Here is a 12,303-nt window from a genome sequence, read left to right as displayed (position 1 = left end):
CCGCCTCGCGCGCGGTCGTATAGGCCGCGCCAAAGCTCCACCGCCCGGACAGCAACAGCGTGCCGTCCTCGTTCCAGCGAAGCGTCAGGCGGCGGTTGTGCACAGGCATGCCAGCGACCGGGGCGGTCAGCACGGCAGCGCCGTCCTCGGCGTCCACCCGCGCGTCTTCGCCGTACAGCCCCCACTGGCGGAACAGCTCCTTTCCGCGGCGGCGCACGGCGCGGACGCCCTCCGGGGTTTCCCCGGCGGCCGTCAATTCTGCTTCGACCGTGCCGTCCGCCGCCCAGTCGATCTCGCCCTGCTCTCCCGAAAAGCGGACCGCGCCATCCACGCCTTCCTCGCGCACCGCGCCGTCCCCCAGCATGGCAGCGGAAACCGTCTCTTCGCTTACGCGGCTGCGGTCGATCGAAAGCTGCGGCAGAACCTTATCCCCCGGCAGGCGGAATGCGTCGTCCAGCGTCACGCCGTCCTCCGCCAGCATCCCGCGCAGGTATCCCGTCACCTCGGCGGTGCGGCGCTCGTCCTGCCATGCGCGAACGCCCAGATTTGTCAACAGGAACGCGTTGACCGCCAGCAAAATGACGATCAAAATGGTTTTTACCTTATCCCACTGCAAGCGGCGCGCCCTCCTCTCTTATTCGTGTATCTCCATGAAACCCCGTATGGGCACATATCGCCCATCCTGCTCGAGATACGCGACGGTCAGCCCGGTCTTGCCATTCCCCGAGGCGGCCGCGGCCGCCTGCAGCGCAGGCATCACGGTGCGCCGGGTATCTCCTGTGGAAAACCGCTGTAAATTCACAGAAGCGGTACTTAGAACGCCTTCCCGAAACACAAACGTCGCAAAATCCGTTTCCCCGAGAATGGCCACGCCGCCATAGGCCTGCGCGAAGACGAGCGTCGTCGTATCGCCCTCCCGCCTGACCGCGTACAGCGAAGCGCGCGTTTCCGCGCCGACCGCCCGCATCGCGGTATCCAGCACGGTGCGGGCGCAGTCGAGCTGCGCGTCGAGCGCCGCATGGCCGCTCAGCTCGCCCTTGTCAAACGCAAGCACGGTGCCGGTATCGCCCAGCGCGGCGTATTGCACCAAGCCGTCCTCATGCAGGCGGAGCGTGCTGATATCGTCGACAAATACCTCGACTTTTCCGCCCTGCTCCTCAAACGGCTGGGTATACGGCGTATACCCAAACGCGCTCAAAACGGTCTGCACACTCGCGTCCGACTGGGGATCGAACAAACGGATCTCCTCGGGCGTCAGCAATTCGAGCGACAGCGTCTCGCGCGCAAACAGCAGGGTCTCGGGGTAGACAGCGTAACCGTCTCCCGCAAACTCGCAGCGAAAGCCCCGGAAACCCTCCTTGGCTTTTTGCAGCGTGCCGCCGTCCGCCTTGGCGGACGCGGCGAGCAGCCGTCCATCGCCCGTGCGGACATAAACGCGGCTTTCATGGGCGGAAAACAGCAGCGTGTGCGCGTTCTGCTCACTTTTCCAAGTGCCGCCCATCCAGCCCGCGATCACAGAAAGCGGAAGCGCGCCGTCATAGCGCAGCAGCGCGCAGTCTCCATTCTGGAGGGCGGAAAGCAGCTCGCTTTCCTCAGCCTCGGCCAGCGTGCCCGCGCCGGATAATACTTCAGCCCACAGCGGCTGCACCGCCTCCAGCCCCGCGTCGATCTCGGAAAGGCTGTACTGCACGCCCGAAAGCGTGCCGTCCGCGGTCAGTGCGAGCTGGATGGGCTCGGCGGCGGCAATGCCGGACGAACGCAGCTCATAGCCAACCGCACCGCCCGAAACATGATCGTATACCCGCCGCAGCAGGCTGTCGGCCGGCATTTGGGAGACGCTCAGCCCGGTCAGCCAGTTGAGCCCGCACAATACCGCCAGCAGCAGCACAAGCACAAGCAGCGCGATATTTTTCGCGGTGTTTTTCACCGAGTGCGCGGCGCCGTTCATGCCTGTCCCTCCTCGGGCAGCGGCAGATCGGCGGGCAGCGTGATGGTCACGGTCGTCCCCGCGCCATATTCGCTTGCGAGCGAAATTTTGCCGCCGTGCTGCTCGATGATCTCCTTGGCGATCGCAAGGCCGAGGCCGGTGCCGCCCGCCTCGCGGCTCCTCGCTTTATCCACGCGGTAAAAGCGTTCAAACAGGCGCGGCACGTCCTCCTTGGGGATGCCGACGCCGTCGTCCTCCACCATGATACGCACGCGCTTGCCCGAAAGTTCCCGCGCGGACAGGCGGACATGCCCGCCCCGCGGCGTATACTTGACCGCATTCGACAGGATGTTCACCACGACCTGCTCAAGCCGCTCCCTGTCGCCCACGATATGCGGCAGCGTATCGGGCGTGTCGACGGTCAGTTCGTGGCCGCTGTCCTCGGCGGTAAACTTCATAGCGTTTGCGACGTTTCGCAGCATATCGCGCAGCGAAAAGCGCGTCATGCGCAGATCCATGCGGCCATAGTCCAGCTTGGACAGCGTCAGCAGGTCGGTCACGATGCGCGCCATTCGCTCGCTCTCGCTCGAAATGACGCCAAGGAACTGCTTTTCCGTATCGATGGGCAGCTCGCCCGCCGCGTCGGACAGCGTTTCGGTGTACGAGCGGATATTGGTGAGTGGCGTTCGCAGCTCGTGCGACACGTTGGCGACAAATTCGCGCCGCGCGTCGTCCAGCCTGCGCTGCTCTGTGATATCGTGCAGCACGGCGATGACGCCGCCCTCGCCGTCCAGCGCGCCGTAGGGCGCGAGGGTAACCGACAGCACGCGTCCAAACCGCGTGATCTCGCTCGTCATGAACGAGCGCATGGCGGTCTCGTCGGTGTCGGGCATATCGAGGTCGGCAAACAATTCGTCGAACGCCAGATCGTCTTCGCTCCGGACGCCGAGCAGGCTCTCGGTCGCAGGGTTCATATGGATGAGCCGTCCATCCGGCGTGAATGCGGCCACGCCGTCGGTCATGTGCAGAAACAGGGTCGAAAGCTTATCGCGCTCGCTCTGCACCTCGCCGACCGTGTTTTTCAGCGTGTTCGCCATGTAGTTGAACGACCGGGTCAATTCCCCAATCTCGTCGGACGACTGCACGCCGAGCTGCTGGTCGAAATTGCCCGCCGCGATACTGCGCGCGCCCTCTGTGATGCGCTCAATAGGCGTGGCGATCGTGCGGGAGAGCAGGAACGACAGCAGGATGGCCGCCAGCAGGCCGAACATCATCGCCTGCATAACAATGGCGAAAAACCGCCAGGACAGATCGGAGATCTCCTTTTTATCGTCCGCGATATAAATGATATAGCGCTCGCCGCCCCCGTCGATCGGGATGGCGACGTCCATGACGCTGTCGCCCGCCGAGCCGCGCTGGCCGATCTCGCCCGCCATCGCGGTCACGATATTGCTTGTCCGCGTCAGGCCGGCGCCCAGTGTGTCGTTCGAGCCGGTCAGATACTGACCCTCGCTGTCCAGGATATAATAATTGCGGTAGCTGTTGATGCCGAGCGGCGCGGCAAACGCCGAGACCGCCTGCTTGAGCGCGGCCTCGTCCCCGCCCCCGGCGACGATCTGCTGCAGCGAGCGGTTCATCTCGCGGGTAAAGACGCTCTGCACCTGGTCGCGGAAGCTGTCCAGGTAAAACGTCGACACGCTGTTGATAAGGAACGTGCCGACCACCGCCATGACCGAAACGATCAGCAGCACCAGGATCAGCACCAGCTTCATATGCAAAGAACGAAACATTCTGTAACCCCATCCGTCTGTCTAAATCTTCCCGCGCCCGCTTGGCGGGCACGCGCGCAGCACATCATCAGCTTTCCGGCGAAGCGTCCACATAATAGTAGCCCATGCCCCGCTTTGTCATCACATAGCGCGGGCTTGCGGGCTGATCCTCCACCTTTTCGCGAAGCCGCCGGATGGCCACGTCCACCGCGCGCAGATCGCCGTAATACTCATAGCCCCAGACCTGCTCCATCAGCTCCTCGCGAGAAAACACCCGGCCCGGCGTTTTGGAAAGGAAGCACAAAATGTCAAACTCCCGCGCGGAAAGCTCAAGCGGCCTGCCGTTTTTGTAAACCATGCCGTTTTCGGGCGAGATGCGCAGGCCGCCGCCCGCTTGCACCGGCTGCCGCGTCCGCTCTTCGCCGGTCACAGTGCGGCGCATGTTGGCCTTGACGCGCGCCATCAGCTCGCGCATGGAAAACGGCTTGGTGATATAATCGTCCGCGCCGAGTTCGAGTCCCATGACCTTGTCAGTCTCCTCCTCGCGTGCGGTCAGCATGATGATCGGTGTATCATGCGTTTCCCGCACGCGCCTGCACACCTCAAAGCCGTCCATTTTGGGCAGCATCACGTCGAGCAGGATCAGGTCTGGCGCCTCGCTGAGCGCAAGCTGCAAGCCGTCCGCGCCGTCGTAGGCAACCAGCGTGTCATAGCCCTCACGCTTGAGGTTGAACACCAAAATATCCGCGATCGCCTTTTCATCCTCGACGACCAGTATTGTCTTTTCCATCGGTTCAGCCCTCCCGGGTTTCAAGTCCTCATCCGAAAAGCCCCGCCAGCCGCGCGCGGTACATCGCGGCAATGGTCTTGGCGTCCCGGATCTCATCGTTTAAAATCATGCGTTCGACCGTTTGGATAGGCAGGCGCACTGTCTCGACAAATTCGTCCTCGTCCGGCTGCATTTCGCCCTCAGTCAGGTCAAGCGCCGCAAACAGGTGCACCACCTCGGTCAAAAACCCGGGGGATGGATACACCGCGCCCAGCGATTCCATGCGCTCGGCTGTGCACCCGGTCTCCTCTTTGAGCTCGCGCGCGCCGCAGGCGGCGGCGCTCTCCGCCGCGCCGTGGTCGAGCTTGCCCGCGGGGATCTCGAGCAGCGTCTCGCCGTACGGATAGCGGAACTGCCGCACGAGGATCACGTTGCCCTCCCTGTCGAGCGGCAGCACGCCCACGCCGCCGACGTGTTCGCACACCTCGCGCTGTGCTGTTTTGCCGTTTGGCAGACGCACCTCGTCCAGCCGGGCTTTCATGATCCTGCCTTCAAAAAAATAGGACGCGGAAAGCTGTGTTTCGGTAAAATCCATTGCTGACTCTCCTTTGTTACAGCGTGCCCCCACAACGCAGGATCAGCGCGGTCTCGGGCGGCACGGACACGCGCAGCCCGTGGCTGTCGGTCTCGGAAAATTCGTTTCGGTCGTCAATCATATCAACCGCGTACAGTGCGTCCAGATGCGTCCTGCTCTCCTGATGGCTGCGGTTGACCAGAATCACGATCCGTGCGTGCGCCGACGTGCGCTCATAGCGCAGCATGCCGCCGCCCGATTTCAGAAAGCGCAGTTCGCCCTTCCGCAGTGTTTCGCTCTCATCGCGCAGCACGCAGAGACGGCGGTAAAACCGCAGCATGTCGCGGTCCTCCGCGCCCCACGGGTAGCCGCGGCGGTTAAAGGGGTCGTCAAACCCCTGCATCCCGGCTTCGTCACCATAGTAGATGGTGGGCGAGCCGGGCATGGTGAACTGGATCACCGCCGCGAGCCGCAGCCGGCGGCGCGCGCTTTCCAGACGTTCATCCGACAGGCGGTGGTTCGCCCGCGCCTCGCGCGGCAGCTTCCACTCGTCCGCGCTGACGCCCAAAACCGTCAGCGCGCGCGCCGTATCATGCGTGCCGACAATGTTCATCAGGTTGTAAAACACATCCCTCGGGTAATTCTCGCGGATGCACTCCATGGTTTCGGCAAAGTGCTCTGCCGTACCGCCGCCAAGGAACGCCAGGATCGCATCGCGCAGCGGATAGTTCATCACCGAATCGAGCTCGCCGCCCTGGAAATACTTCCGCCTCTCGGAATAGGCGACCTTGTTCGACGCGTCCTCCCAGACCTCGCCCACGATGAGCGCATCCGGCTTTTCCTTTTTCGCGGCCGCGTTCAGGCGCTGGATGAACGAATCAGGCAGTTCGTCGGCCACGTCAAGCCGCCAGCCGGACGCGCCAAGGCGCAGCCATCGGCGGATGACGCTGTCCTCGTTTTCGATAATGAAATCCAGATAGTTCGGGTTGGTCTCGCGCACCTGCGGCAGCGTATAGATGCCCCACCACGAGCCGTATTTGTCCGGCCACTCCTGGAAATCGTACCAGCCGTAATACGGCGAATCCTTGGATTGGTGTGCGCCCACGCTGTCATACCGGCCGCGGCCGTTGAAATAGCGGCTGTCAAAGCCGGTGTGGTTGAAAACGCCGTCCAAAATGACGCGCATGCCGCGCTTCGCGGCCTTTTTGCACAGCTCCTGGAAATCCTCTTCATTGCCCAGCAGCGGGTCGACGCGGCGGTAGTCGCCGGTGTCGTAGCGGTGGTTGGAATAGGCCTGGAAGATGGGGTTGAAGTAGATCGTGCGCACGCGCAGGCTTTCGAGGTAGTCCAGCTTGCCGATCACCCCGCGCAGCGTGCCGCCGAAAAAGTCGTTATTGAGGATCTCGCCGTTCTCATCGGGCTGGTAGACTGGCGTGTCGTCCCAGTTTTCGTGGAACACCCGCGGCGCAACACCCTCGCCCTCGGGCTGAACAGGCGCCTTGTCCCGGCAGAAGCGGTCGGGAAAAATATTATAGGTGATGCCCTCGCCAAACCAAGCGGGGGACTGGTACGCGCCGTCGTACACGGTGAGCTGGAATTTGTCGCCCAGTACATCGTTCAGCTCGCTGCGTCCGCCGTAGCCGCGCACGCAGAAGCGCGGGCCGTCCGCTGTGTCGATGGTGAAATAATACCAGTAAAGCCCGGGATGGTCGGGCGTAAACGTCGTGCTGTAACGGTCGCGCGCGCCGAAAATGCCATGCCACCGCATTTGGTACGGCACGGCCTGCCCGCCGTCCTCTTCCACCCAGAGCGTAACGTGCTCGGTGCCGCGCTCCCGGCGCGGATAAGCGGAAAATACGACGGCCTGCCCGGCAGGCACCGCGCCGAACGGCGATTTGCACGAAAGGTTTCTCGAATGGAACATACAGTTGGGAACAGCTTTCAACTCTTCTCCCCCAGTTAACAATTTACTCTAGCAATCAGTATAGCACAAACGGGGCTTTTCGTAAACGAAAAGCCCCGTTTTTCATGGTAAACTTCTGAAATCAGAACGCAAAGTTGGTCTTGACGCGCCAGATATTCTGCGCGTATTCGGCGACCGAACGGTCGGCCGCAAAGCGGCCTGAGTTTGCAATGTTCATGAGCGACATATAGTTCCAGTTCTCCGGACGGCGGTACATCTGACCGACGCGCTCCTGCGCGGCCGCGTACGCGTCGAAGTCCTTGAAAATCATATACCGGTCAGCCGGGCCGCCGTTGCCGCCGTGCAGCAAAAGGTTTACGATATCCGAGTAATCGACGCCGTCGCCAAAGCCGGCAAGCATATGGTCGATCACGCGCTTGATAACCGGGTTGTTCTGATAAATCAGCATCGGGTTATACGAGCCGGACGCCGCCAGCGCTTCGGCCTCTGGCGTTTCCATACCGAAGATAAAGATATTCTCCTCGCCCACGGCCTCGCAGATCTCGACGTTCGCGCCGTCCATCGTGCCGATGGTGAGCGCGCCGTTCATCATAAACTTCATGTTGCCCGTGCCGGACGCTTCCTTGCCCGCAATGGAGATCTGCTCGGAAACCTCGGCCGCCGGCATGATCATTTCGGCAAGCGAGACCTTGTAATCCTCGATAAAGACGACCTTGAGCTTATCGCCAATATCCGCGTCGTTATTGATCATGGTAGCGATCGAATTGATGAGCTGAATGGTCTTTTTCGCCACTGCGTAGCCCGGCGCGGCTTTGGAGCCGAAAATAAACGTGCGCGGCACAAAATCCATGCCCGGGTTGTCTTTCAGCTTGTGGTACAGCGAGATGATATGCAGGATATTGAGCATCTGGCGCTTATACTCGTGCAGACGCTTGACCTGCACGTCGAAGATCGAGTCCATATTGACCTCGATACCGTTGTGCTCCTTGATATAATCGGCAAGCTTCTGCTTATTGTCCCGCTTGATCTGACCGAGGCGGCGCAGCAGCGCCTTATCGTCGCCAAAGTTGGCGAGCACCTGCAATTCGGACGGGTGCGTGATAAAGCCCTTGCCGATCTTGCCCTCGATGAGCTTTGTCAGCTCCGGGTTGGCCTCGCACAGCCAGCGGCGGTGCGCGATGCCGTTGGTGACGTTGCGGAACTTTGCAGGGAAAATCGTATAAAAGTCCTTAAACACGCGCTCTTTAAGGATCTCGGAGTGCAGCGCGGACACACCGTTGATCGAGAACGAGCCTGCGATGGCGAGGTTCGCCATGCGCACGATGCCTTCGGACACGATGGCGAGTTTGGAGATCTTCTGGAAATCGTTCGGGAAATAGTCCCACAGTTCCTTGCAGAAGCGCTCGTTGATCTCATAGATGATCTGCATGACGCGCGGCATCAGCTCCTGCATAAGCGAGACCGGCCAGCACTCGAGCGCCTCGGGCATGACGGTGTGGTTGGTGTACGCCACCGACTGCGAAACGATATTCCACGCCTGCTCCCACGACATGTCGTTCTCATCCATCAGGATGCGCATAAGCTCGGGGATGACCAGCGTCGGGTGCGTGTCGTTGATGTGCAGCACATGCTTGTGTGCAAAATTTGCAAGCGAGCCATATTTGGCCTTGTGCTTAGCGCAGATGTCCTGAATCGTCGCCGAAACGAGAAAATACTGCTGCTTGAGGCGCAAGCTCTGTCCCTCGCGGTGGTTATCCTCGGGATAGAGCACCATCGAAATAGTCTCGGCCATGGCGTGCTTCTCAAGCGCCTTGAGGTATTCGCCGGACGAAAACAGCTTCATATCAAGCGCAATCGGGCTTTTGGCCTCCCAAAGGCGCAGGCAGGCGATGTTCTCGTTCTCATAGCCGGAAACCGGCATGTCGTACGGCACCGCCAGCACCGGCGTATAGTCATGGTATTCAACGATCATTTTGCCGTTGTCGTCAAAATAGCTGTTGACCGTGCCGCCGATGCGGACCTCGCGCGTGTCGTCCATCGCGGGGATGTGCCACACGTCGCCCGAGGCGAGCCACGAATCGGGCAGCTCTACCTGCTGGCCGTCCTCGATCTTCTGCTTGAAAATGCCGTGCTCATAGCGGATGGAGTAGCCGGTGCCGCGCACGCCCGTGGTCGCCATGCCATCCAGATAGCAGGCGGCCAGACGGCCCAAGCCGCCGTTGCCGAGGCCGGGATCGGCCTCCTCCTCAAAGATATCGGCCATCTCATAGCCCATATCGGTAAGCGCTTCAGTCAGTGCGGGCAGCATGCCCAGGTTATAGGCGTTGTTGCGCAGGCTGCGGCCAACAAGAAATTCCATGCACAAATAGTGCACCTGCCGCTCCCCGCCCTTTTCGACCTGATTCTGCGTTTCGATCATGTGCTCGGTCAGGGCGTCGCGGACGACGAGCGCGCAAGCCTCGTACACCTGCTCCTTGGAGGCGTCCGCCACCTCGCGGCCGAAATGCCGCTGCAGCTTACCGGCGATCGCCTCTTTCAGGGCGTTCTTTGTGAAATGATTCTTTGGCATGGTTTCTTTTTCTCCTCACTATCATCGTAAATGCGGGTCCTCAGCCCAGCGTTGACTGGTAGACCTCTATGTATTTGTCAGCCGACGCGCTCCAGCTGAAATCGGTTTTCATCCCCTGCAGCATCAGCTTTTTCCACGCGGGCTGGTTATAGCGGAATACGCCGCACGCCTCGCGGATCACATGCAGCATATCGTGCGCGTTGTAGCTCCGGAAGCTGAAGCCGTTGCCCGTTCCGGCGTAATCGACGAACGCCTGCACGGTGTCCTTGAGGCCGCCGGTCTCGCGGACGATCGGGATGGTGCCGTAGCGCAGCGCGATCATCTGCGCCAGGCCGCACGGCTCAAATTTGGACGGCATCAGGAACATATCGCAGCCGCCGTAGATGCGGTTGGCCAGATCGCCCGAGAACATGATGGAAGCCGAAATTTTAGCCGGATAGCGGCGCTTGGCTTCAATAAACATCTGCTCATAGCGCCAGTCGCCCGTGCCCAAAACAATCAGGCGCACATCGTCCGCCAGGATATCGTGCAGCACGGCTTCGACCAGATCGAGCCCCTTTTGGTCGACAAAGCGCGTGACCATACCGATGACCGGCGTGCTCTCGCTGCCCTCCAGCCCGCAGAGCTTTAAAAGCTCCATCTTGTTTACGAGCTTATCCTTGGGATTGCGCGGCCCGTAGTTTTTAAAAAGCTTGGGGTCGGTCATAGGGTTAAAGACGTCCATATCGATGCCGTTCAGGATGCCGTGCAGCTTGTAGCTGTTCATGCGCAAAACCGAATCAAGGCGGTAGCCGTAGTATTCGGTCTGGATCTCCTGTGCGTAAGAGGGCGACACCGTCGTCACCGCGCTCGACGCGACGACCGCGGCTTTCATGAGGTTGACGTCGCCGTCCATCGCCATGAAGCCTGAACGGAAATGCGCGTCGTCGATGCCGAGCACATATTCGAGGATCTCGCGGCCGTACCGTCCCTGGTACTGGATATTATGAATGGTGAACACGGTCTTGATGCCGTCGTAAAACGGGCGCGAGGCGAACATCAGGTTGTAGTATACCGGCACCAGCGCGGTCTGCCAGTCGTTCGCGTTGATGACATCGGGCTTCCAGTCGAGGTCGGGCAGGATCTCCAGCACGGCCTTGGAGTAATATGCAAAGCGCTCCGCGTCATCATATTCTCCGTAAACCTGTCCGCGTGAGAAATAGTATTCATTGTCGATAAAATAGAAGGTCACGCCATCCTGCTCGTATTCAAACACGCCGCAGTATTGGTTGCGCCAGCCCAGACGGACATAGGCGTTTTTCAGGTAGGCGAATTTTTCCCGCCAGTTTGCGCCGATCGCGGAATACATCGGGCAGAACACGCGCACATCGTGCCCCTTGGCGGCAAGCGCCTTGGGCAGCGAGCCCGCCACGTCCCCGAGGCCGCCGGTCTTGACGAATGGGGCGCATTCGCTCGTGACATACATAATCTTCATAAAGAGATAGACCTCCTTAAAGGCAGACGGAAGCGGAAAACTTTCCGCTTCCGCACTTTCCATTATACTAAATTCCCTTTCCCGGCAATATAGGGATTTTCCACGAACATTGTATGCTTTGCAGCTTGTTTTTGCGCAGATATGCCCGTTTCACCCCAAAATTCGGTTATACGGTCGCGCTTTTGGCGATCGTGATCGGGTAGTTCTCATGGCCCATCATCGTGCGGCCGTCGCGCACGGTCACACCGCGGTCGGTGATCACGTGCCGCAGCGACGCGCCCGAAAGGATGCGCCCGCTCTCCATGATGATGCAGTCGCGCACGTCCGCGCCCGGTTCGATCAAAACATCGCGGAACAGGATACTGTTTCGCACCTGCCCTTCGATATGGCAGCCGTCCGCGATCAGGCAGTCCTCGACGACGGCCTTGTCGCCATAGTAGGCCGGGGATTCGTCCTTGATGCGGGTAAGGATCGGGCGGGTGCGCAGAAACACTTCGCCGCGCACGTCCTTGTCGAGCATGTCCATATTGCTCTGGAAATAGTCGATGGTGTCCTCGATCTTCATTGCATATTCCGAGAACAGATAGCCGGCCACCGTGCCGTCGATCAGCGCGCGGGTCAGGAACTCACGCTCGAAGTGGATGCAGTTATGCGTCACGCAGTCGGAAAGCAGGTGGATGAGATACTGCCGGCTCATGACATAGATACCGAGCGCGGCATGCTTGCACTTGCCGTCGTTCGTGTCGCCCACGCGGATATCGACCGCTTCCTTGCGGCGGTTTAGCTCCACATAGGTGGTGAACGGCGAATCCTTCTGCTTCTTGGTGACGACCATGGTCAGGTCGGCGCCCGATTTGGCGTGGCGCTCGATCACATCGTCGAGCGGCACGTTGGCGACGATATCGCCGTCCGCGATCACGACATAGTCGGCGCGGTTCTTCTGCAGGAAGTCCACCGCACCCGCAAGCGCGTCGATCTTGCCGCGGTACTCGCCGGTGACGAGCGGCGAAGCCTTTTTGGAATAGGAATACGGCGGCAGAAGCGTGACACCCGAATTTTTGCGGGACAGATCCCAATCTTTCGCGTTGCCGATATGGTCGATCAGCGACTGGTATTTGTCCTTCATCAGAACGCCCACGCGATAGATGCCGGAGTTTACCATGTTGGAAAGCATAAAGTCGACGATGCGGTATCTGCCGCCCCACGGCACGGCCGCGACCGTGCGGTGCTCGGTGATCTCGCGCAGATCGTTGTCGTTATCGAACGCAACGATAATTCCAAGAATGTTGTTCATCGT

At 60.4% G+C, this 12,303-nt stretch carries 9 protein-coding genes; all 9 read right to left on the bottom strand.

Annotated elements, in window-relative coordinates; translation table 11 throughout:
• The coding region (locus tag SO058_RS09925; protein ID WP_320842842.1) for a hypothetical protein at positions 1–616 on the bottom strand (616 nt) is incomplete at its 3' end.
• Positions 617–634: 18 nt separating this feature from the next.
• A complete protein-coding gene (locus SO058_RS09920; protein ID WP_320842841.1) occupies positions 635–1,948 on the bottom strand; it encodes a hypothetical protein in 1,314 nt (437 codons plus the stop codon).
• Positions 1,945–3,717: an ATP-binding protein gene (locus tag SO058_RS09915; RefSeq protein WP_320842840.1), complete on the bottom strand. Its 1,773-nt coding sequence runs from the start codon at positions 3,715–3,717 to the stop codon at positions 1,945–1,947. The genes SO058_RS09920 and SO058_RS09915 overlap by 4 nt, the downstream gene beginning before the upstream one ends.
• A 67-nt stretch (positions 3,718–3,784) precedes the next feature.
• Positions 3,785–4,486 carry a response regulator gene (locus tag SO058_RS09910; RefSeq protein ID WP_320842839.1) on the bottom strand — a complete coding sequence of 234 codons (702 nt, stop codon included), beginning with the start codon at positions 4,484–4,486 and terminating at the stop codon, positions 3,785–3,787.
• Between the two features lie 28 nt (positions 4,487–4,514).
• Complete coding sequence (locus tag SO058_RS09905) at positions 4,515–5,060, bottom strand: NUDIX hydrolase (protein ID WP_320842838.1); 546 nt, start codon at positions 5,058–5,060, stop codon at positions 4,515–4,517.
• A gap of 16 nt (positions 5,061–5,076) precedes the next feature.
• Positions 5,077–6,984: a glycoside hydrolase family 13 protein gene (locus SO058_RS09900; RefSeq protein WP_320842837.1), complete on the bottom strand. Its 1,908-nt coding sequence runs from the start codon at positions 6,982–6,984 to the stop codon at positions 5,077–5,079.
• Positions 6,985–7,084: 100 nt separating this feature from the next.
• On the bottom strand, positions 7,085–9,532 hold the full coding sequence (locus tag SO058_RS09895) for a glycogen/starch/alpha-glucan phosphorylase (protein ID WP_320842836.1): 2,448 nt from the start codon (positions 9,530–9,532) through the stop codon (positions 7,085–7,087).
• Positions 9,533–9,572: 40 nt separating this feature from the next.
• Positions 9,573–11,006 (bottom strand): glycogen synthase GlgA, encoded by a 1,434-nt coding sequence (glgA, locus tag SO058_RS09890; protein WP_320842835.1) that lies wholly within the window; start codon positions 11,004–11,006, stop codon positions 9,573–9,575.
• A 166-nt stretch (positions 11,007–11,172) separates the two neighbouring features.
• On the bottom strand, positions 11,173–12,300 hold the full coding sequence (glgD, locus tag SO058_RS09885) for a glucose-1-phosphate adenylyltransferase subunit GlgD (protein ID WP_320842834.1): 1,128 nt from the start codon (positions 12,298–12,300) through the stop codon (positions 11,173–11,175).
• Positions 12,301–12,303 lie beyond the last annotated feature (3 nt).

This window comes from Agathobaculum sp., assembly GCF_034098985.1.
In the GTDB taxonomy this organism is placed as follows: Bacteria; Bacillota; Clostridia; order Oscillospirales; family Butyricicoccaceae; genus Agathobaculum.
The sequence above is the reverse complement of the archived record's forward strand: the minus strand, read 5'-3'. Positions and strand labels throughout refer to the sequence as shown.

Bases quoted from the DNA above. Each gene is read 5' to 3' on its own strand.
- SO058_RS09920 (WP_320842841.1), bottom strand. From the start codon at position 1,948: ATGAACGGCGCCGCGCACTCGGTGAAAAACACCGCGAAAAATATCGCG.
- SO058_RS09915 (WP_320842840.1), bottom strand. From the start codon at position 3,717: ATGTTTCGTTCTTTGCATATGAAGCTGGTGCTGATCCTGGTGCTGCTG.
- SO058_RS09910 (WP_320842839.1), bottom strand. From the start codon at position 4,486: ATGGAAAAGACAATACTGGTCGTCGAGGATGAAAAGGCGATCGCGGAT.
- SO058_RS09905 (WP_320842838.1), bottom strand. From the start codon at position 5,060: ATGGATTTTACCGAAACACAGCTTTCCGCGTCCTATTTTTTTGAAGGC.
- SO058_RS09895 (WP_320842836.1), bottom strand. From the start codon at position 9,532: ATGCCAAAGAATCATTTCACAAAGAACGCCCTGAAAGAGGCGATCGCC.
- glgA (WP_320842835.1), bottom strand. From the start codon at position 11,006: ATGAAGATTATGTATGTCACGAGCGAATGCGCCCCATTCGTCAAGACC.
- glgD (WP_320842834.1), bottom strand. From the start codon at position 12,300: ATGAACAACATTCTTGGAATTATCGTTGCGTTCGATAACGACAACGAT.